The following is an 18,442-nucleotide window of genomic DNA, read 5'->3' as shown; positions in this document are numbered from 1 at the left end:
CCGTCACCACCACCGTGCCCGTCACTGCGCGCACCACCCCGCAACCCCTGGAGAACCCGTGTCACCGAAGATCAGCGTCGTCGTACCGTTCCGCGCCGCCGGGGAGCACCTCGCCGGATGCCTGGAGTCGCTGGCCGGGCAGACGCTGCGCGACCTCGAAGTGATCATGGTGGACGACGGGGCCGCGGACGGAGCCGTCGCCGTCGCCGAGGCGTTCGCGCGCCGCGACGGCCGGTTCGCGCTCGTCCCGCACACCGACCCCGCGGCGGGACCGGCGCGCAACATCGGCGTCCGGCACGCCGAGGGCCGCTACCTCGCGTTCGCGGACGGCGAGGACGCGCTCCCGCCCTACGCGTACGAGCTGCTGGTGGCGACCCTGGAGTCGACCGGGTCGGACATCGCGGGCGGCAACGTCATGTGCCTCGACGACGAGGGCGTATGGCAGTCGTGGCTGCACGCGGAGCCCTACGCGGCGACGGCCCGTTCCACGCACATCTCCCACCAGCCGACGCTGCTGCAGGACCGGACGGTGTGGAACAAGGTGTTCCGCCGCTCGTTCTGGGAGACCCACCAGTTCGAGTTCCCCGCGATGCAGTACGGGGACCTGACCGTGGCGATGGAGACGCACGTCCTCGCGTCCTCCGTCGACGTCCTCGACGCCACCGTCTACTTCTGGCGCCACCACCCGGGCGCCTACGACCGGGAACGGCAGGAGCTCGGCGACATCATCGACCGGATGGCCGCCCTCGGGATGGTGCGCCGCGTCCTGCGCGACCGGGCGCCGGAGCTGCTGCCCGCCCACGACATGTACGCGCTGGACCTGGACGTCCGCGCGCTCGTGCACGCGCTGCCCGCCGCGTCCGAGCAGGAGCGCCGCCGGCTGGTCGGCCTCGGCGCGGAGCTCGTCGCGGAGGCGGACCCGGCCGCCGCGTCCGGGCTGGAGGCGATCAAGCGGCTGGAGCTGCACCTGCTCGGCGAGCGGATGCTGCCGGAGCTGCTGGAGGTGCTGCGGTTCGAGGAGGGCGGCCTCGACGAGGTCCCGCTCGTCGCGAAGGGCCGGTTCCGGCAGCGCTGGTACGCCCGCTACCCGTTCTTCGGCGACCCGCACCGCGGGGTCCCCGACGAGGTGTACGACGTCACCGACGAGTTCGAGTTGTGGACCCGCGTGGAGCGGGCCGGCTGGGACGGGGACGTCCTCACGATCGAGGGGTTCGCGCACTTCGCCCGCCTCGACGTGTCGTCGGCGCACGACTCCCGGATCCGGATGTGGCTGCGCGACGCCCGGACGGGCCAGGAGGTCCGCCTCGACGTGGAGCGGACCCGCTGCCCCGAGGCCACGGCCCGTTCCGGGCAGGCGCTGGTCTCCTACGAGTGGTCCGGGTTCGCCGTCCGGGTCGACCCGGAGGCGCTGCGGGACGGCGAGGAGTGGCGCACCGCCGCGTGGGAGCTGTACGCCGAGGTCACGACGGCCGGGCACAAGGCGGTCCGGCGGGTCACCGCGGCGGCGCCGCGGGTCCGGTGGACGGCCGCGCGGCAGCCCGCCGAGCACGTCGCGGTGCAGCCGGCGGACGGCGACGACGGGTTCGCCGTGCACGTCAAGGCGTCCCGGGCGGTGCTGACCGGGTTCCGCCGGACGGGTGACGTGCTGGAGCTGACCGGGTGGACGAACCGGGCCCTCGGCGCCGGCGCGGCGATCATGGCGGCGCGGCGGCACGGCGGGACGGAGGTGTTCGGCGACGTCACGGTCCGCCCGGCGGCGGTGACGCCGGCGGCCGAGGGGACCGGGTTCAGCTTCACCGCGACGCTGCCGCTGGACGGCCTGCTGTCGATCCCCGCCGACGCCGACGCCGACGCCGACGCCGACGGCGGCGCACCCGGCGAAGACGCCGCGGATGAGGGCGAGGGGGAGCGCGCGGACGACGGCGTCCCGGACGTCACGGCGGGTCGCGCGCACCTGCTGGACGCCATCGACTGGGACATCCGGCTGAGCGGTGAGGGCGGCCCGCTCCGGCTCACCATGGCCGGGCATCTCGCCGAGGCCAGGTTCGCCTGGCGGGGCCGCGAGTTCGTCGTGACCCGCACCGCGTACGGGAACCTGCGCGGGATCGAGCGCGGCTTCCGCCCGGTGGTCACGCAGGCAGGCTGGGACGCCGAGGGCCGCCTCACCCTGACCGGCACCTACGCCGACCCGGAGGAGCGGCCCGACCGCCTCGTGCTGCGCTGCAGCCGTTCGGGCGAGGCGCACGAGGTGCCGCTGGCCTGGGAGGAGGACCGGTTCACCGCCGCGTTCACGCCCGCGCGCCTGCCGGTGTTCGGGACGGACCTGCCGCTCGCCGAGGGCGCCTGGGACCTGATCGCGCCCACGCGTTCCGGGGACGTCGCCGTCGTCGCCGAGCGCGCCGGGATCCCGGCGCTGCCCGAATGGCGGCGCGTCGGGACGCACGAGTTCGAGGTCGGCGTCCATCAGACCGACGCGGTGCAGCTCCACAGCCGTCCGGCCCTGTCGGAGGACGAGCGCGGCCGGCACGCGCAGCGGCTCCTGCAGCAGAACGACTACCCCGTCTACCTGCGCAGCCCCCTGTCCGATGTGGTCGTGTTCGACAGCTACAACGCATCGCAGTACAGCTGCAACCCGCGCGCGCTCTACGAGGAGCTCGCGAAGCGGAGGCCCGACCTCGAATGCGTGTGGGTCTCGCAGGACGGCCAGTTCGTCGTTGAGGGCGAGGCGCGGACCGTCCAGGCGGGAACACGCGAGCACTACCGGACGCTCGCGCGCGCACGGTACGTCGTCACGAACTACGGGGCGCCGTACTGGTTCGCCAAGCGGCCGGGGCAGACCTACCTGCAAACGTGGCACGGCACCCCGCTCAAGCGGCTCGGCTACGACCTGAAGGACATGCCCTACCGGCGCACCGAGAAGCTCGACTGGATCCAGCGCGAGGTACCGCGATGGGACTACCTGCTCTCGCCCAGCCCGTTCGCCACGGACGTGATGCGGCGCGCGTTCCACTACAGCGGCGAGGTTCTGGAGACCGGGTATCCGCGCAACGACGTCATGAGCGCCCCCGAGTGGCAGCGTGTAGGGGCCGACATCCGCAAGCGCCTCGGGATCGCCGAAGGCAAGAAGGTCGTGCTGTACGCGCCGACATGGCGGGACGACGAGCACCACACCCCGGGCAGGCGCGGCTTCCACCTGGAACTGGATCTGGAGACCATGCGGCGCGCGCTCGGGGAGGACCACGTCCTGCTCCTGCGTGCGCACTACCTCATCACGGACCGCGCCCACCTCGCGTCCGACGACTTCGTCATCGACGTCACCCGCTACCCCGACATCTCCGACCTCTACATGGCGTCCGACGTGCTGGTGACGGACTACTCGTCGGCCATGTTCGACTACGCCGTCCTAGGGCGACCGATGGTCTTCTACACCTACGACCTGGAGCGCTACCGCGACCACGTGCGCGGCTTCTACATGGACCTGGAGGCGGAGGCGCCGGGGCCGCTGGTCGCGACGTCCGAGGAGGTCGCCGAGGCCGTCCGGGAGGCGCCCGACCTGGAGGACGAGTACAGCGGCCGGTACGACGACTTCTTCGTCAAGTACTGCCCGCACGACGACGGCGACGCCTCCGCCCGCGTCATCGACCAGGTCTTCCCCCGTTGACGTGCGGCGAGCCGCCGTCATGCGGCGCGCGATGACGGCGGCTCGCCGCACGTGAACGCCGGTCGGTCAGCCGGGGCGGCGGCAGCGGGCGAACAGCCAGGTGCCCGGCCACGACCACAGCGGCAGCCGCCGCTCCAGGGCCATCGACAGCCGCAGGGCCTCGTTCGCCAGCGGATGCAGGGGAGCGAGGTCCTCGCGGCGCGTCGTCCGGTGCCGGAGCCGGCGCAGGACGGGACGCAGCAGCACGCCGCGGCTCCACAGCCGCTCCAGCAGCAGGCCCGCGCCTTCGAGGAGTTCGGTGAGGGCGTCGCGGGTGTAGCGGCGGACGCGCCCGAGCGCGACGTCGTGCGCCGACCACAGCCCCATGTCGCACGGGACGGACACCAGCGCCGTCCCGCCCGGCCTCAGCACCCGGACGATCTCGGCGGCGGCGCGCTCCTGGTCGTCGATGTGGGCCAGCACGTCCATCGCGAGCGCCAGGTCGTACTCCTCGCCGGGGAGCGGAAGGTAGCGGGCGTCGCCCTCGTACGCCTCGACGCCGTGTGCGCGCGCGAGCGCGACCGCCTCCGGGTTCAGGTCGATCGCGGTGGCGCGCCAGCCGTGCCCGGCCAGCATCCGCGCGTCCGCGCCCGCCCCGGCGCCGATGTCGACGGCGGCGCCGGGCACGCTGAACCGCAGCAGCTCACCGGAGATGATCGCGCGCCGTTCCCGGTACCACCAGTTGTCGTTCCCGATCCGCGCGATCCGCTGCAGCTCGATCGTGTCCACGGCACAAGGTCATGCCATCGCGGCCGCGCGATCCACCGTCGTCGCCGATCGCATGCCGATCGTTGACCCGCGCTTGAACCGGCTCCGAGCCTCGGCGGCCCGTCAGCGGCGGCGGCGCCGCACCAGCCAGCGGATGACCAGTAGCAGCACGACGAGCCCGCCCGCCGCCGGGACGGCCCGCTTCGCCAGCGACGGCCCCGCGACCTCCAGCAGGTCGATCGCGTCGTCGTCGCGGGCGAGCCGCAGCGGCGGCCGCTCGGACGGCGACGGCGGCTGCGGCGGCGCGGCCGGCACGGGCTGCGCCACCTCCGCCTTCGCCGGTTCCGGCTCCGCGGCCTTCTCCGGCTCCGCGGCCTTCTCGGCGGGCGGCTCGGGTTCCGGCTCGGCGGCCTTCTCTGCGGGGGCTTCCGGCTCCGGCATGGCCTCCTGCACCGGCTCGGCAGCCGCGGGCTCAGCAGCGGCGGCGGGCTCGGCCGCCGGTGCCTCCGGTGCTTCCAGCTCCGCCGCGAGCGCCTTCGCGAACCGCGCGATGATCTTCGAGCCGACCTCGGACAGGATGTTGCGGCCGAACTGCGCGGGCCGCCCCGTCACGTTCAGCTTGGTGCGCACCGTCACCCGGGTCGTGCCGTCGTCCTGCTGGTGCAGCTTCGCCTGGACGGTCGCCGACGCCGTGCCGGAGCCGCGCGCCTCCTTCGCGGCGGCCTCCATCGTGACGGTGCGGGACGGCTCGTCCGCCGACACGATGCGCGCGGTGCCCCGGTAGGTGATGGTCATCGCGCCGACCTTCACCTTCATCCGGCCCGCGTACTCGTCGCCGTCGACCGAGTCGAGGGTCGCGCCCGGCATGCACGACGCGACGCGCTCCACGTCGAGCAGCACCGACCAGGCCCGATCCACCGGCACGGGGACGGTGAATTCGTGGTCGAGCTCCATGATCATGGTCCTTATCGTCCGGTGTACTTCCTCGCGACCTTACGGCGATCACTCTGGCGCCGCCAGTGCGGGGGTGCCCCACGGGACGCCCGCGGGACGCCCGCCGGGACGGGCGGGTCGCGCGGCCGGGCCCCGGGGCGCGGGGGCCCGGCCGCGCGGCCACGACTCAGAGGTTCGCCGCCGTGCTCAGCGCCCGCGCGGTCAGCACGGACGCCAGGTGTGCCCGGTATTCGGCGGATCCATGCAGGTCCGTGGGCGGTTCGGTGCCTTCGGCGGCGTGCCCGGCGGCGGCCTGGAACGCCTCCCGCGACGCGGCCTTACCCCGGACGGCGTCCTCGACCCCGCTCGCCCGGACCGGCGTCGGCCCCATGTTGGTGAGCGCGACCCGGGCCTCCTCGACCGTGTCGCCCGACCGGCGCACCGCGCACGCGACCCCGACGATCGCCCACGCCTGCGCCGTCCGGTGGAACTTCTCGTAGTGCACGCCCCAGCCCGTGCCGGGCTTCGGCACCCGGACCCCGACGAGCAGCTCGTCCGGCTCCAGCGCCGAGGTCATCCAGTCGACGAAGAACTCCGCCGCCGGGATCTCCCGCTCGCCGCGCACCGACCGGGCCAGCAGCACCGCGTCCAGCGCCAGCGCGACCGCCGGCAGGTCGCCCGCCGGGTCCGCGTGGGCGAGGGACCCGCAGAACGTGCCGCGGTGCCGGACCGCCGGGTCCGCGACGGTCTCCGTCGCCCGCGCGATCAGCGGCAGGTGCTCGCGCACCAGCGGGTCGCCGATCACCTGGTGGTGCGTCGCCATCGCGCCGATCACCACGGCGTCGCCGTCGTCGCGGATCTCCCGCAGCCCGTCGAGCCGGTCGAGGTCGATGAGCGCGTCGGGGTAGGCGAGCCGCATCCGCAGCAGCGGCATCAGGCTCTGCCCGCCGGCGAGGACCTTCGCGTCCTCGCCGGCGTCGGCGAGCGCCCGCGCGGCGTCGTCCACCGACGCGGGCCGCACGTAGTCGAACGTCGCGGGGATCACTGGGCACCTCCGGCCGATCCGAGACCGCCGCCCGCTCCGGGTTCGGCCGTGTCGTCGGGCTGGGACTCCGAGCGGAGCGCGCGCCAGACGCGCTCCGGCGTGCACGGCATCGGGACGTCGTCCACGCCGAAGGGGCGCAGCGCGTCGACGATCGCGTTCACGACCGCCGGGGTCGAGGCGATCGTGCCGGCCTCGCCGACGCCCTTCACGCCCATCGGGTTGGACGTCGCGGGCGTCTCCGTGCGGTCGGTTGTGAACGACGGCAGGTCCGCCGCCGACGGGATCAGGTAGTCGGCCATCGTCGTCGTCGTGAGGTTGCCTTCCGCGTCGTACACGGCCTCCTCGTACAGCGCCTGCGCGATGCCCTGCGCGAGCCCGCCGTGCACCTGCCCCTCGACGATCAGCGGGTTCACGACCTTGCCGACGTCGTCGACCGCGACGTACTTGCGGATCCTCACCATCCCGGTCTCGGTGTCGACCTCGGTCGCGCACAGGTGCGTGCCGTGCGGGAAGGAGAAGTTGTCCGGGTCGAACGTCGCGTCGGAGTCCAGCGACGGCTCGATCCCGTCCGGCAGGTCGTGCGCCGCGAACGCGGCCAGCGCGACCTCCTGCAGCGTCCGGCCCTCCTGCTGGATGCCGCGGACGCTGAACCGGCCGCCCGCGAACTCCAGGTCCTCCTCGGACGCCTCCAGCAGGTGCGCCGCGACCTTACGCGCCTTGTCGACGACCTTGTCGCACGCCGAGTACAGCGCCATCCCGCCGACCGCGAGCGACCGCGACCCGTAGGTGTCCATGCCCTTGTGCGACACGGCGGTGTCGCCGTGCAGTACCTTCACGTCCTCGAACGGGACGCCCAGCCGGTCCGCGGTGATCTGCGCCCACGCCGTCTCGTGGCCCTGCCCGTGCGCGGACGAGCCCGTGACGACCTCGACCTTCCCGGACGGCAGCACCCGCACCGACGCGTGCTCCCAGCCGCCCGCGCCGTACGACAGCGACCCGAGCACCCGCGACGGCGCCAGCCCGCACATCTCCGTGAACGTCGACACCCCGATGCCGAGCTGCACCGGGTCGCGGCGCTCGCGCCGGTCCGCCTGCTCCGCGCGCAGCTTGTCGTACTCGAACAGCTCCAGGGCCTTGTCCGTGGCCGCCTCGTAGTTCCCGCTGTCGTAGGTGAGGCCCGCGATCGTGTCGTACGGGAACTCCTCGTGCGCGATCCAGTTGCGGCGCCGCACCTCGATCGGGTCCAGGCCCAGCTCGGCGGCCAGCTCGTCCATCAGCCGCTCGATCGCGAACGTCGCCTCCGGACGCCCAGCGCCCCGGTACGCGTCCGTCGGCGTCTTCGTCGTGAACACGCCCGAGCACGTGAAGGAGTAGGCGTCCATCTTGTAGATGCCGTTGAACATGAACGCGCCCAGCAGCGGGATGCCCGGCGTCACCAGCATCAGGTAGGCGCCCATGTCGGCGAGCAGCTCCACCTTCAGGCCGCGGATCCGCCCGTCCCGCTCCGCCGCGAGCGTCAGCCGCTGGATCTGGTCGCGACCGTGGTGGACGGTCATGTTCCCCTCGCTGCGCGACTCCGTCCACTTCACCGGACGGCCCAGCCGCCGCGCCAGCAGCAGCGCGATGACCTCCTCGCCGTACACCTGCAGCTTCGAGCCGAACCCGCCGCCCACGTCCGGCGCGACGACCCGGATCCGATGCTCCGGGATCCCGGTGACCGTCGCCAGCATCAGCCGCAGGATGTGCGGGATCTGCGTCGCCGAGTACAGCGTGAACTCGTCGCCCTCCGGGACGCACAGCACCGACCGCGGCTCCATCGCCGTCGGGATCAGCCGCTGCTGCACGTACCGGCGCTCCAGCACCACCGGCGCGTCCCGCATCGCCGCGTCCAGGTCCCCGTTCTCGAACACCCACGTGTACGACGTGTTCGTCCCGAGCCCCTCATGGACCAGGTCGGCGCCGTCCGCGACCGCCGCCTCCATGTCCACCACGGCGGGCAGCGGCTCGTAGTCGACGTCGATCTCCTCCAGCGCGTCGAACGCCGCGTACCGGTCCCGCGCCACCACGCACGCCACCGGCTCGCCCACGTACCGGACCTCGTCCACCGCCATCGGCGGATGGTCCGGATGCTTCATGTCCTCGGTGACCACCCACGCGCACGGCAGCGCGCCCTGCTCGTCCGCGAAGTCGGCGCCGCTGAACACCGCCACCACCCCGGGACGGCTCCTCGCCGCCTCGACGTCCACCCCCGCGATGCGCGCGTGCGCGTGCGGGCTGCGCAGGAACGCCACGTACAGCGTCCCCGCCGGGGCCATGTTGTCGGTCCATCTCGTCCGCCCGGTGATCAGCCGGGCGTCCTCCGACCGTTTCCTGGGCGAGCCCATCTCCTGCGCGGGGCCCTCGGCCGTCGCGGTCATGGCGTCACCTCCCGCTCCTGCGCGGGCGTCCGCATCTCCGCCGCGGCGCGCCGGACGGCCTTCACGATGTTCTGGTAGCCGGTGCACCGGCACAGGTTGCCCTCGAGCCCGTCGCGGATCTCGTCCTCGGACGGGTCGACGTTCTCCCGCAGCAGATCGATCGACGCCATGATCATGCCGGGGGTGCAGTAGCCGCACTGCAGCGCGTGCTCCTCGTGGAAGGCGCGCTGCATCGGATGCTCCGCGCCGCCGGCCCCGAGCCCCTCGACGGTCGTGACGTCACGGCCGTCGGCCTGGACGGCGAGCACGGAGCAGCTCTTCACGCTCAACCCGTCCATCAGGACGGTGCAGGCTCCGCAGTTGCTGGTGTCGCACCCGACCGGGGTGCCGACCTTGCCCAGCCGGTCGCGCAGATAGTGGACGAGAAGAAGCCGCGGTTCGACGTCGTCCTCGTACGTCGCACCATCGACCTCGACACGGATACGTGGCATGCGTTTCTCCCAGGGACGTCTCGGGGTGGACCGGAGAGGAGACGCCCCCGGGCGGAGCACGCTGATCTGGCCACGTCATCGGGGCCCCGCCTCTCTGGAGCACTCCGCGGCGCAACCGCCGGAACGCTCCGCGACATGCGACCTTACGAAGGTATGCCGCGGTTGAATCGCGTACTAGACCCTGACGTGGCCTTTTTGTCGGCGGTGGGGAGGGCGGCGCGGGCGGGGCCCGGGCGGGACGAGGCCGGGACGCGGCCGGCTAGTGCACCCGCAGCAGGACCGGCCAGGTGTCCGGCCCGACAATCCCGTCCGCGGTAACGCCGCCCCACTTCTGGACGGCCTTCACCGCCGCCTCGGTGGTGTCGTCGAAGCGCCCGCTGACGGCCACCTCGGGGTGGCTGCGCGCCAGCAGCAGCCCCTGCACGCTCTCCACGTGCTCGCCCGTGTCGCCCTTGCTCACCTGCGGCAGCTTGTTCACGATGGCCTCCGTCCAGTCGTCGCCGCTGTAGTCGGGCCGTCCGTAGCCCGCGATCACGTCCGCGCCGCGCACCTTGCGCTTGCAGGCGTCGGAGGTGTTGCCCTCGATCGTCTGGACGCGCCCGCCGCCGAGCGCCTTCTCCACGACGCCGACGTGGTCGATCGCGGAGACGGTGTTGGACGCGCCCCAGTCGAAGAAGACGATGTCACCCGGCTTCGCGGCGTCGACCTGCGCGGTCGTGCCGGCGTGCCAGCGCCCGGCCTTCTGGAAGTCCTGCGCGTGCCAGACGGTGTACGCGCGGTCGCCGCCGGGCAGGACGGCGCTCGCGTTGCCGCTGTGCCGCGCCCAATACGTGATGGCCATGTCGCACCAGGACGCGTTGAGGAACTCGTCCCCGTGCCTGGCGGCGTACTCCTTGGTGATGGTGTTCGGGCGGCCCGACATCCCGAGGGACTTGCGGGCCTCCGCCAGCATGCTCGCCGCGGTCATCCGGAGCCCTCCCCGCGGAAGATCCCGTCGCCGTCCGGCTGTCCGTACAGGTCGCGGAGGACCTGCTCCTCGTCGGGCTCCGTCGCGCGGTCGACGCCGGGGTTCACGTCGACCCTGTCCATATGCGACGCCTCGGTGGCGTCCGTTCGTGCTTCGGGGGTCACTGTCACTCCTCGCCGGTCGCGACCGCCCCGTTCCGTGGGCGATCACCAACCGACCGTAATCGGATGCCCCTTACTTTTCCGGATTTTCGCCCTATTCACATGGACCCCGCCTGACCTGGCCCAAGGGCCGCGCGATCGTCGCCTCCGGGTAAGCGGACGGCGCCCGCGGGGTGCGCGGGCGCCGTCCGGGGCGTCACTCGTCGTCCGACTGCGGTGGTGACGTCGTCGTCGACGTGCCGGACAGCGAGCCGTTCGACGAGCCGGGCGACATCCCGCTGGACGCGCCGCTGACCTCGTTGATGATGTCGCTGCCCGGGCTGCCGTCGCCCTTGGCGAGGTTGAGCGACCGGTCGATCTCCAGCCAGCTGTCGTTGCCCGCGTCGTCGCCGGTGTTGTTGAACGCGCTGACGACGCTGTCCCCGTGCCCGGCCGGAGCCGGCGCGGGGGACGGGGACGTGGACGCCCAGGTGATGCCGGACGTCGCCACGGCGGCGCCGCAGGTGAGGGCGGACAGGACGAGAAGCCGGGCGAGCATGCGCATGGTGACCCCTTTTTCGGTACGGACGAAACATCGCGGCGACTCCCCGGTGGGGAATCACCGCGATGGGCGGATCTCGGTGTTCGGAAGGATCGGTGTTCGGGAGGATCCCGGTGTTCGGGTGGAACCCGGTGTTCCGGTGGATCCCGGTGTTCGGGTGGATCAGGCGGGAGCGGGCGCCATCTCCCGGCCGTTCGGCCGGTGGTGCCGGCTGATGTTGCGTTCGAGCAGCTCGATGGACTCCTTGACGCCGACGGTGTCCGGCGTCATCTCGGGCAGCCGGCCGTCGGCGCCCTTCAGTTCGAGCAGCGCCGCGTCCATCGCGCTCTGCGCGGCGAACAGGCACGGCGTGCTGTAGATCGCCACGTCCACGCCGAGCTCGGTCAGCTCGGGCAGCGAGATGCGCGGCGACTTGCCGCCGGCGATCTGGTTGAACAGCAGCGGCTTGCCGCCGATCACCGACCGGACCCGGTGGATCCAGTCGATACTGCGGACGCCGTCGACGAGGACGACGTCGGCGTCGGTCTCGGCGAGGGCCTGCGCGCGGACGAGGATCTCGTCCTCGTCGGTGGCGTCGGTGCGGGCGACCACCACGAGGTCGCGGCGGGTGCGCAGCACCATGTCGAGCTTCTCGAGGTACTCCGGCAGCGGCAGGATCCGCTTGCCGTCGACGTGCCCGCAGCGGCGCGGCCGCTGCTGGTCCTCGAGGATGACGCCGGACGCGCCGATCATCTCCAGCTGCTCGACGACGTGGCAGGCGACCTCCGCGTCGACGTACCCGTCGTCGATGTCGACCAGCAGGTGCCGGCCGGGGAAGGCGAGCCGCAGCCGCTGCACGAACGCGACGATGTCCGGCCAGGCGATGAAGCCGATGTCGGGCAGCCCGTAGTGCGACGCGGCGAACCCGAATCCGGACACGAAGAGGCCGTCGTAGTGCTTCGCGGCGACGGAGGCGGAGAACATGTCGAACACTCCGATGAGGGGGGTGACCCCCTCCGACATGATCTCTCGTCGTAGCTCGTCTCCGTAATTCACGTATCACTCCTCTGTTCTGGGGTGTGGCAGGCCCGGTGCCGCGCGGGCACCGGGCCGGGGGACTGTCACGCCTCGAACAACGCGGATGTGTCGCTATTCCGCGTTGCGAATAGTTACTCATCCAGAACGTATAGGAGGGGTAAAGTGAATGTAGCGGTCCACTAAAACCCGGAAATGCTTCGCCGGTAATGAACTGCCTTATGGTGATTTGTAAATGGCGGCTAGGGGGCGACGTCGACGGGGGCGGCCGGGGCGTCCCGCGGCGCCGACGGGGCGCGCCGCAGCACGAGGAACGCCAGCGCCGCCGCGGCGATCCCGGCGACCACGCCGACGATCGCGATCGTGGCCATCGAGTCGGTGAACGCGTCGCGCGCCGCCGCCGCGAGGCCGGCGTCGCCCTTGGCCGCCGCGACCGCCAGCGCGTCGCCGATGGACTCGCGCGCCGGGCCGGTCACCCCGTCCGGCATGTGGCTGGAGAACGCCGCCGACAGGACGCTGCCGAGGACCGCGACGCTGAGCGCCTGCCCGACCTGCTGGACGGTGTCGTTGACCGCCGAGCCGACGCCCGCGCGCTCGGGCGGGAGGGCGCCGAGCAGCGTCCCGTACGCCGCGGGGCCCATCGTCCCGCTGCCCATCCCCATGACGACCAGGGCGATGACGAGCTTCGGGTAGCCGTCGCCGGGCGACAGCGTTGCCAGCACGCCGAAGCCGGCCGCGAGGAGCAGCAGGCCGGCGGCCACCGCGACCCGGGCGCCGAGCTTCTTGTCGACCACCACGCCGACCCCGTTGAACGCCATCGCAGCCACCATCAGCGGGATGAACGCGGCGCCCGCCTTCAGCGGGCTGTACTCCAGCACGAACTGCAGGTACTGGGTGAGCGCGAGCAGCAGCCCGCCCGCCGAGAACGACATCAGCACGACCGAGAGGCTGGCGCCGCTGAAGTTCCGGTCCCGGAACAGGCCCATGGGCAGCATCGGCTCCGCGCAGCGCCGCTCCCACAGCCCGAACGCGGTGATCATCACGACCGCGACGGCGAACCCGCCGATGGTGCGGACGGACGACCAGCCGTCCCGCGCCGTCTCGATCACGCCCCACACGAGCGCGGTCATCCCGGCGGTCGACAGCACGGCGCCGACCACGTCCGGGCGGACGGCGGGGCCGCGCGACTCGGGGATGATCAGCAGCGCGGCGACGACGCCGAGGACGGCGATCGGGATGTTCAGCAGGAACACCGACCCCCACCAGAAGTCGCGCAGCAGCAGGCCGCCGACGAGCGGGCCCGCGACGGCGCCGACCATCAGCACCGAGCTCCAGATGGCGAGGGCCTTCTTGCGCTCCTCGTCGTCGAAGACGGTGGTGAGGATCGACAGGGTGCCGGGCATCAGGAACGCGCCGCCGACGCCCATCAGCGCCCGCGCGGCGATGAGCTCGCCGGACGAGTCGGCCAGCGCGGCGAGCCCGGACGCGCCGCCGAACAGGATCAGGCCGGTGACGAGGCCGCGGCGGCGCCCGAACCGGTCCGACAGGGCGCCCGCGGTGAGCAGGAGCCCGGCGAACACCAGCATGTAGGCGTCCAGGATCCACTGGATGTCGGAGTTGCTCGCGTGCAGGTCCTCGACCAGCGAGGGGATCGCGACGTTGAGCACCGTGTTGTCGATGACCACCACGAGCAGGCTGAGGCAGAGCACGCCGAGGATCACCCAGCGGCGCGGGTTGCGGGCGGACATGGCATCCCCGTTCGTACGGCGATCGAATTTTCGCACACTGTACTAACTTTGGTACGCCGTTCGTCAACCGATAATCTGGGGCGCCGGAGCAGCCCAGGTCGGAAGGACGCCGCATGGCCCCTGAGAACGATCCCTTCATCGACTCGGTCTGGCTGCGCCCGGGCCGCCCGCGGCGCGGGCGCCCGCAGCTCAGCCGCGAGGAGATCGTCGCCGCCGCCGTCGCGCTGCTGGACGCCGAGGGCCTCGACGGGTTCAGCATGCGGCGCCTGGGCGCGAGCATCAGCGCGGGCGCGACCTCGATGTACTTCTACGTCGCGAACAAGGACGAGCTGCTCGAACTCGTCGTCGACGAGATCCTCGGCGAGGTCGAGGTCCCGGACGCCGCGGAGGCCGGCTGGCGGGAGGCCGCGGCCGGGCTCGCCCGCAGCTTCCGGACGGTGCTGCTGCGCCACTCCTGGGTGATCGCGCTGTTCGGCAGCCATCCCGCCCTCGGCCCGAACGCGATGCGGGTCAGCGACCGCACCATCGCGCTGCTGTCCGCCGCGGGCCTGACCGGCGCGGAGATCGGCTGGGCCAGCTCCCTGCTGGTGTCGCAGGCCATCGGCTACGCGACGTCCGACGTCGCGATGAAGCGCGCGACCCGCGGCGGCGAGAAGTCGCCGGACGAGCTCGTCGAGCAGCTCCGCCCCTTCGTGGAGCGGGCGGCCGGCGACCACCCCGCCTACGCCGACTACTGGCGGCGGAACATGCCGCTCCACCTCGACCCGGACGCCGGCTTCGAGTTCGGCCTCGAACGCATCCTCGACGGCCTCCAGGCCTGGCTCGACCGCAGGTCCTGACCGCTCACCGCCGCGCGCCATCGCCGCGCGCCATCGCCGCGCACCGTCGCCGCGCACCGTCGCCGCGGGCGCCACCGCCGATCCGGGACGGGGGCTGCGGGGATGGGGTCAGGGGGACGGGGTGCCGCAGGTCTCGGTGATGTCGTCGGTCGCCTTGCTGAAGCGGATCGCCTCGGAGTCGGACAGCAGGTTCCGGCCGGTCTCGTCGCCGCCGCTCTTCTTCAGCTTCGCGCCGACGTCCAGGACGACGTCGACCTCCTTGGCCAGGTGGTCGTCCTTGAGCTTCGGGCGGACGCGGCGCAGCGCGTCGATGATCCCCTGGACGTCGTCCGATCTCGACGGGGTGCGCAGGGCGGCGGTGATCTTGGCGCAGTCGGCCTTCCGGTGGTTCCCGCCGCCGCCGGAGCAGCCGGGGAGGAGGAGGCACAGGACGAGCGCCGCCGCGGGCGGGGCGAGGGTGCGCACGGGGTTCACACGGTCGATGATCCCAGGTCGGGGACTGTGTCCCGATCTGCGGGGTATGTGCGGTACGTGTTCGCCAAGTACCTGATCGTGACCGCGGTGCTCACCGTGATCGCGTACGTCCTGATCACCCGCTGAGAAGCCCGATGGGGCATCGGACATCCGCGAGGCGGGGCGAGGTCGCGCCTTTCGAGGAAGGCGCGACCTCACGCGCCGCCGTCAGCGGGCGGGATTCAGCGTTTCGGTGTGCAGCACCTTTCCGTCGAGGTCGCGGAGGCGGACGGTGAGCGTCGCCGAGTGCGCGTCGATGTCGACCTCGCCGAAGAACTGGTAGCCCTCCGCCGGCGAGGTGTTGGCGTGCGGCGGCGCCTGGACGAATTTCGCGACCGGCCCGAACGTGCCGTCGAGGGAGTTCGGGCCGAAGGCGCCCGCGTTCAGGGGCCCGGACACGAATTCCCAGAACGGGTCGAAGTCCTTGAACGCCGCCTTGGACGGGTCGTAGTAGTGCGCGGCCGTGTAATGGACGTCGGCCGTCAGCCAGACGGTGTTGCGGACACGGTTCTTCTTGATGTCGGAAAGGATCCCGGCGATCTCCCGTTCGCGGCCGAGAGGGGCGCCGTTGTCGCCCTGCGCCGCCGCCTCCTGCGCGGTGCCGTCGGGGACGACGAGGCCGATCGGCAGGTCGTTCGCGATGACCTTCCAGGTGGCGCGGGAGTGGCGGAGCTCGCTCTTCAGCCAGGCGGTCTGCTCGGCGCCGAGCAGGCCGTCGCGCTGGGTGGGGGAGTCGTCCGCGTCATTCGGCGACTTGTACGTGCGCATGTCCAGCATGAACACGTCGAGCAGCGGACCATAGGAGATCTTGCGGTAGATGCGGCCGCCCTTCGCCGCTGGAATGGCGATCGGCGTGTACTCGAAGGCGGCACGGCGGGCCCGCGCCGACAGCACGTCCACCCGCTTCTCCGTGTACTGCGGAAGGTCCAGGATCTCGCCGGGGTACCAGTTGTTGAGCGTCTCGTGGTCGTCCCACTGGTAGAGCATCGGGACCTGCGCGTTGAACGCGCGGAGATTGGCGTCCTCAAGGTTGTAGCGGAACTGGCCGCGGTATTCGGCGAGGGTCTGCGCGACGGCGGACTTCTCCGCCGTGGTGAGGTTGCGCCAGGTGGAACCGTCCGGCAGCTTCACCGTCTCGGAGAGCGGGCCGTCCGAATAGACCAGGTCGCCGCTGCAGAGGAAGAAATCGGGGTCGACCGCGGCCATCGCCTTGAAGATGCGGTAGCCGCCGAGGTCCGGATTGATGCCCCAGCCCTGCCCGGCGAGGTCGCCCGACCAGACGAACCGGATGTCGCGGCGGGTGCGCGGCGCCGTGCGCAGCCGCCCGGCCACCGGCTCGGACGCCAGGTGCCGGTCCAGGTCGTCCAGCCGGACCCGGTAGTGCAGCTCGCGGCCCGGCGGCAGGCCGCGCAGGAACGCCTTGCCGGTCAGGTCGGTGTCCGGGGTGAGGACGGGGCCGCGGAGCGTCCGCGCGTTCCGGAAGTCGGGCCGGTCGCCGATCTCGACGAGCATCCGCGCGGGCCGGTCCGAGCGCGCCCAGATCACCGCCTCGTTCGCGGTGACGTCGCCGCTCTGCACGCCGTGGGTGAGCCGGGGACGGCCGGTCCGCACCAGGCCGGCGGCGCGGGCCGGGCCGTCGTTCAGCAGGGCAAGGGCCGCTCCCGCGGTCGTCACGAGACCACCGCGCAGCACGCTTCGCCGGTCCATCGCAGACTCCGTTCCTTGATCCGTTACCGGACGGATGCTGACGGACCGGGACGGATCACGGGTGCACGGCGGGTGAACGGAGGTGTTCGGCTTGACAACCGTTGGTCACGGAGTGTCTCCTTGTTGCCATGCCAGCGCGCGTTCCCGCCGACAGCCCCGTGGCCCTCCGCCGCGTGGCGAGCGCGCTGTGTCCTGCCTGTAGCCGCTGATCATCCCGTTGCTCCCGGGTGGCGCTCACCCGGATCCGGCTCAGACCAGGACATCCAGGACATGGTTCCCGATCTCACTATGCGTGGCCAGGACGACCCGCACGGCCGCACCATCACCGCCCGCCCGCCCACCGTCGGGCAGCTCGCCGCCCGCGTCCGCGACCTCGCGGCCCGCCCGTCCGACTGGTGGCGCCGCGTGGTCTTCGACGACGCCGACCCGGTGCACGTCCCGCTGGACGCCCCGGACGGCGTCCGGCTGTGGCTGACCACCTGGCCCCCCGGGCACGGCGCCACCGTCCACGGGCAGGTCAGCACGCTGCTCGCCGGCGAGCTGGCGGAGGTGGCGATCGCGGCGGACGGCGTGACGGAGCGGCCGCTGCGGGCCAACCGGGTCCGCGTCCACGGCGGCCCGCAGACGCTCACCAACCCGGGCCCCGCCTTCGCCGTCAGCCTCCACGCCGCCTAGCAGCCGAGCGCCCCAGCGGCCGAGCGCGCGTCGCCCCACGCCTGTGCGCGTCGCCCGACGCCCGCGGGTGCGTTGCCCCGCGCCCGCGCGCGTTGCCCCGCGCCCGCGCGCGTCGCCCCATGCCCGCGGGCACGTCGTCCCACGCTCGCGCGTCTGCCGGGCTGCGCGGAGGGGGGCGGGCGGGTCAGGGGTCGCCGGTCAGGTACGGGGAGGCCGCCTCGCGGCCGATCAGCGGCAGCAGCACGAAATAGGTGAGGGCCGGCAGCAGCGACGGCAGCTCCTCCGCCTCGCCCGTCTCCATCTGCACGTGGATCGCGCTGTAGATCCCGCCGACGATCGCGTCGATCACCGCGACCGGGACCGGCGGCAGCGACGGGTCCTCGAAGAACCCGCGGAACCGGGCGAGGTTGTCGATCCGCGCCTGCCGCACCTGCGGCCCCGCCGCGTTCACCTCCACCAGCGACGCCCGCGCGAACCGCGGCTCCGCCGCGAGGATCGCGAGCATCCGGCGCAGCGCCGCCCGGATCCCGTCCGGCCACGACGGCGCCGCCTCGTACGCCTCCGCCATCCGCCGCAGCAGGATGTCCATGCCGCGCTGGTAGGCGGCGAGGAAGCAGTCGTCCAGATCGGTGAAGTGCGTGTAGAACGTCTTCTTCGTGACGCCCGCGCCCTCGGTCACCCGCCCGATCGTCGTGTGCGCGAACCCGCGCTCCGACACCACCTGCACGAACGCGTCGATGAGCCGCTCGCGCTGGATGCCCGCGACCGTCTCGGGCGACAGCCCGTGCCGCCCCGGCTTGATCGCGCGGCCGGGATCCAGGGCGGACCGCGAGCCCGGCAGCACGTCCGTGCCGCCGGCCTCCGGGACACCGGGCTGCCCTGCCATCACACCTCGATCCCCGATCACCTGCCGTTGGGATCACATTACTTCGCGTCCCCGCCGGACGGGGATGCCCGGGCGGTGCGGCACGGGTCACACGAAC

16 protein-coding genes are annotated in these 18,442 nt (G+C 72.6%); 3 read left to right on the top strand and 13 right to left on the bottom strand.

The genetic code is table 11. The annotated features are described in order from the left end of the window. The first annotated feature begins 58 nt into the window (after positions 1-58). Positions 59-3,661: a CDP-glycerol glycerophosphotransferase family protein gene (locus AB0C78_RS14240; RefSeq protein WP_360746883.1), complete on the top strand. Its 3,603-nt coding sequence runs from the start codon at positions 59-61 to the stop codon at positions 3,659-3,661. Between the two features lie 66 nt (positions 3,662-3,727). Here AB0C78_RS14240 and AB0C78_RS14235 read toward each other — a convergent pair whose 3' ends face one another. From AB0C78_RS14235 to AB0C78_RS14190, 10 genes are all read right to left on the bottom strand, one after another. Beyond that, complete coding sequence (locus AB0C78_RS14235; RefSeq protein WP_360746880.1) at positions 3,728-4,429, bottom strand: class I SAM-dependent methyltransferase; 702 nt, start codon at positions 4,427-4,429, stop codon at positions 3,728-3,730. Positions 4,430-4,531: 102 nt separating this feature from the next. Next, positions 4,532-5,368, bottom strand: coding sequence for an SRPBCC family protein (locus AB0C78_RS14230; protein WP_360746877.1), 837 nt, complete (start codon positions 5,366-5,368; stop codon positions 4,532-4,534). Between the two features lie 160 nt (positions 5,369-5,528). Next, positions 5,529-6,386, bottom strand: coding sequence for a xanthine dehydrogenase family protein subunit M (locus tag AB0C78_RS14225; protein WP_360746874.1), 858 nt, complete (start codon positions 6,384-6,386; stop codon positions 5,529-5,531). Beyond that, positions 6,383-8,803 carry a xanthine dehydrogenase family protein molybdopterin-binding subunit gene (locus tag AB0C78_RS14220; RefSeq protein WP_360746871.1) on the bottom strand — a complete coding sequence of 807 codons (2,421 nt, stop codon included), beginning with the start codon at positions 8,801-8,803 and terminating at the stop codon, positions 6,383-6,385. The genes AB0C78_RS14225 and AB0C78_RS14220 overlap by 4 nt, the downstream gene beginning before the upstream one ends. Continuing rightward, complete coding sequence (locus tag AB0C78_RS14215; protein WP_360746868.1) at positions 8,800-9,294, bottom strand: (2Fe-2S)-binding protein; 495 nt, start codon at positions 9,292-9,294, stop codon at positions 8,800-8,802. Before AB0C78_RS14215 ends, AB0C78_RS14220 begins: the two co-directional genes overlap by 4 nt. 259 nt (positions 9,295-9,553) lie before the next feature. Further along, on the bottom strand, positions 9,554-10,261 hold the full coding sequence (locus AB0C78_RS14210; RefSeq protein ID WP_360746865.1) for a peptidoglycan-binding protein: 708 nt from the start codon (positions 10,259-10,261) through the stop codon (positions 9,554-9,556). Continuing rightward, positions 10,258-10,425, bottom strand: a complete 168-nt coding sequence (locus AB0C78_RS14205) for a hypothetical protein (protein WP_360746862.1) — start codon at positions 10,423-10,425, stop codon at positions 10,258-10,260. The genes AB0C78_RS14210 and AB0C78_RS14205 overlap by 4 nt, the downstream gene beginning before the upstream one ends. Positions 10,426-10,618: 193 nt before the next feature. Continuing rightward, positions 10,619-10,966 (bottom strand): hypothetical protein, encoded by a 348-nt coding sequence (locus AB0C78_RS14200; RefSeq protein WP_360746859.1) that lies wholly within the window; start codon positions 10,964-10,966, stop codon positions 10,619-10,621. 159 nt (positions 10,967-11,125) lie between these two features. Further along, positions 11,126-11,998: an isocitrate lyase/PEP mutase family protein gene (locus AB0C78_RS14195; RefSeq protein ID WP_360746856.1), complete on the bottom strand. Its 873-nt coding sequence runs from the start codon at positions 11,996-11,998 to the stop codon at positions 11,126-11,128. Positions 11,999-12,219: 221 nt separating this feature from the next. After that, positions 12,220-13,725 carry an MFS transporter gene (locus AB0C78_RS14190; RefSeq protein WP_360746853.1) on the bottom strand — a complete coding sequence of 502 codons (1,506 nt, stop codon included), beginning with the start codon at positions 13,723-13,725 and terminating at the stop codon, positions 12,220-12,222. Between the two features lie 113 nt (positions 13,726-13,838). Here AB0C78_RS14190 and AB0C78_RS14185 point away from each other — a divergent pair, with 113 nt between their 5' ends. Next, the gene (locus AB0C78_RS14185; protein WP_360746850.1) at positions 13,839-14,564 is read left to right on the top strand and encodes a TetR/AcrR family transcriptional regulator C-terminal domain-containing protein; all 726 of its coding nucleotides are present in this window, start codon (positions 13,839-13,841) and stop codon (positions 14,562-14,564) included. Between the two features lie 108 nt (positions 14,565-14,672). On the opposite strand, the gene AB0C78_RS14180 is transcribed toward AB0C78_RS14185, so the two are convergent. Beyond that, positions 14,673-15,038: a hypothetical protein gene (locus AB0C78_RS14180; RefSeq protein WP_360746847.1), complete on the bottom strand. Its 366-nt coding sequence runs from the start codon at positions 15,036-15,038 to the stop codon at positions 14,673-14,675. Between the two features lie 207 nt (positions 15,039-15,245). Next, positions 15,246-16,784 (bottom strand): alkaline phosphatase D family protein, encoded by a 1,539-nt coding sequence (locus AB0C78_RS14175; RefSeq protein ID WP_360746844.1) that lies wholly within the window; start codon positions 16,782-16,784, stop codon positions 15,246-15,248. Positions 16,785-17,072: 288 nt separating this feature from the next. Here AB0C78_RS14175 and AB0C78_RS14170 point away from each other — a divergent pair, with 288 nt between their 5' ends. After that, positions 17,073-17,459, top strand: a complete 387-nt coding sequence (locus AB0C78_RS14170; protein ID WP_360746841.1) for a cysteine dioxygenase — start codon at positions 17,073-17,075, stop codon at positions 17,457-17,459. Positions 17,460-17,643: 184 nt separating this feature from the next. On the opposite strand, the gene AB0C78_RS14165 is transcribed toward AB0C78_RS14170, so the two are convergent. Continuing rightward, the gene (locus AB0C78_RS14165) at positions 17,644-18,345 is read right to left on the bottom strand and encodes a TetR/AcrR family transcriptional regulator (RefSeq protein ID WP_151541703.1); all 702 of its coding nucleotides are present in this window, start codon (positions 18,343-18,345) and stop codon (positions 17,644-17,646) included. Positions 18,346-18,442: the final 97 nt, after the last annotated feature.

This window comes from Actinomadura sp. NPDC048394 (assembly GCF_040651755.1).
In the GTDB taxonomy this organism is placed as follows: Bacteria; Actinomycetota; Actinomycetes; order Streptosporangiales; family Streptosporangiaceae; genus Spirillospora; species Spirillospora montaniterrae.
Note: the sequence above shows the minus strand (reverse complement) of the source record. Positions and strands in the feature narration are given on the sequence as shown.